Source organism: Pseudomonas sp. HMWF021 (genome assembly GCF_003061005.1).
In the GTDB taxonomy this organism is placed as follows: domain Bacteria; phylum Pseudomonadota; class Gammaproteobacteria; order Pseudomonadales; family Pseudomonadaceae; genus Aquipseudomonas.
This window is the reverse complement of sequence record NZ_QAIK01000143.1, coordinates 23,260-25,387: the sequence shown is the minus strand read 5'-3', so window position 1 is coordinate 25,387 and position 2,128 is coordinate 23,260. Positions and strand designations below refer to the sequence as shown.

At 61.4% G+C, this 2,128-nt stretch carries 3 protein-coding genes; 1 reads left to right on the top strand and 2 read right to left on the bottom strand.

Annotation, left to right across the window (positions count from 1 at the left end):
* Window positions 1–9: 9 nt before the first annotated feature.
* Window positions 10–576 (top strand): hypothetical protein, encoded by a 567-nt coding sequence (locus DBR18_RS19725; protein WP_108591561.1) that lies wholly within the window; start codon window positions 10–12, stop codon window positions 574–576.
* A gap of 3 nt (window positions 577–579) precedes the next feature.
* Here the strand turns inward: DBR18_RS19725 and DBR18_RS19720 are convergent, their stop codons facing one another.
* Window positions 580–1,296 carry an alpha/beta hydrolase gene (locus DBR18_RS19720; protein ID WP_108591560.1) on the bottom strand — a complete coding sequence of 239 codons (717 nt, stop codon included), beginning with the start codon at window positions 1,294–1,296 and terminating at the stop codon, window positions 580–582.
* Window positions 1,297–1,467: 171 nt separating this feature from the next.
* A partial coding sequence (locus tag DBR18_RS29520; RefSeq protein WP_256588803.1) for a succinylglutamate desuccinylase/aspartoacylase family protein occupies window positions 1,468–2,128 on the bottom strand: 661 nt, incomplete at its 5' end.

Genomic DNA, 2,128 nt, shown 5'->3' with positions numbered 1-2,128 from the left:
GAGATTTACATGTCATTGTTCAGCAAGAAAGCCGTCGTCCTGTTGCTGGCGGCGGTCGCCGGTCTCGGCGCCATCAATGCCCAGGCCGCCAAGGCCAAGGAAAAAGCGGCGACCAACAGCGTGTCGATGCTCGACGGCAAGTTCACCTTCGTCCTGCCCAAAGGTTTTACCGCCGACCCGCTGCCGGCCGGCCCAACCGGTGCCAAGGGCACGATGTACACCAATCAGGCGACCAAAACCGTGGTCATCGCTGCCGAAAACCAGATTGCCGGGGGCACCAGCGTCAAGGACAACGACAACGAATTTCTCGATGGCAGCCTGGCGAGTTTCATCGATGACCAGCGCAAGGCCCTGCCGGACTTCAACAAACTCAGCGAAAAAAGCCTGACCCAGAAAAGCAGCGGCCTCGGTATGCGTCAGGTCGACAGCACTGCCACCCAGGGCGGCGGCCAGACTCTGAACACCACCCTGCTCGCCGCGTCCGGCAAACGCATGGCGCTGGTCCAGGTGATTTCCCGGGCCAGCGACAAGAGCGGTCACGATGCGCTGGTGAAAACCATCCTCAAGGACAAGTGATCCTTACGGATTGAGCTGCTGCAGCCAGGCGTTCAAGTCCCGCAGTTCGGCCGCGCTGATGCTGTGGCCGACGCCGGGATAGGCGTGAAATTCGGGTTTATAGGCGAGCTTTTTCAACAGCGCATCGGCCTCGGTGCCGTCACGGTACGGCACTCGATCATCGGCGGTGCCGTGACCGATGAAGATGTGCAGCGGCAACGGTTGTTGCTGCGCCTTGAGTTCGGCTTTCAACACCGGCAACAGCCGTCCGCTCAACGCCGCAATGCCGCCGACTGCCACCGGCGGACGCAAGCCCACCTCGTAGGTCATCATCGCACCCTGACTGAAACCGATCAGGTACACCTTGTCCGGGCTGGTGTGATATTTCTGCGCCGCCTGCGTGACAAACGCCCGCAACTTCTGGCCGCTGGCCTGCAGATCATCGGTCTCGCCGTTGTAGGCCCCTTCGCCTTTCTTGCGAAACCACTGGAAACGCCCTTCGCCCAGCGCCAGCGGTGCCTGCACCGACAGGTAGTTGTACTGCGCCGGCAACTGAAACTTCATACCGATCAGATCGGCTTCGTTACTGCCGTAACCGTGCAGAAAAATCACCAGCGGCCGGGTGTCCGCGTCCGGGTGAACCTGTTCGATGTACTTGAGCGGCAGGTCGCTTTGCAGCGTGGTCTGCGCATGGACGGCGCTGGACGCCAGGAGGGTCAACAGGGCAAACGCCTTCAACATAAAGCCTTCCTTCATGGGTGCAGGGTTCCGGGAGAGCCTAACAGCCTTGATCTGCCACACCCACCCCTGTAGGAGCTGCCGAAGGCTGCGATCTTTTGACTTTGACTTTTAAAAGCAAGATCAAAAGATCGCAGCCTTCGGCAGCTCCTACAGGGGTGGGTGAATCTGGACTCAGTCGTTGATCAGCTTGCCCGCCCGGATCGGCTCACGCCCTGCCACCTTGGCTTGCCAGATCCCCGGCTGGGTGTAACGCCCGCGATCAATCGCGAACAGTACGCCGCTGGTGCCAGCGCGCACGGTGGTCAGTCGGTCATTCAGCGGGTCCACCACCTCGAACAGCGCATCGCCCTTCTCCACCCACTCCCCGGCATTGCGCAGGAAACTGACCACGCCATGGTGCGGCGCGAACAGGTATTCGGTGCCTTCGAACGGCATACCTTCGCAGCACTCGCTCGGCGCTGCCGGCCATTCGCCGCTGATCAAACCCTGTTCGGCGAGAAAACCAAGAATCGCCTCACAATTGGCCTGCGCCTGATCGACCCAGGTGTCGCCCATGCTGCCCAGCTCCAGGGTGGTGGCGAGGTTGGCCGGCGGAATTGCCGCGTTCGGAAACGCCCGGGCCAGACGCAACCACGGTGATGAGCACGATTCGTCGAACGAACTGCCGCCGGAGTCTTCGCACAGCAAGGCCACGCCAGCTTTTAGGCGCGCCGCCAACGATTGCCAGCGCGGCCAGTGTTGCGGCAGCGCGTAGATATGAATCGCCGCATCGAAATCGCAATGCAGATCAAGGGTGATGTCGGCGTCGCAGGCATGGCGCAGCAGCAAGCGG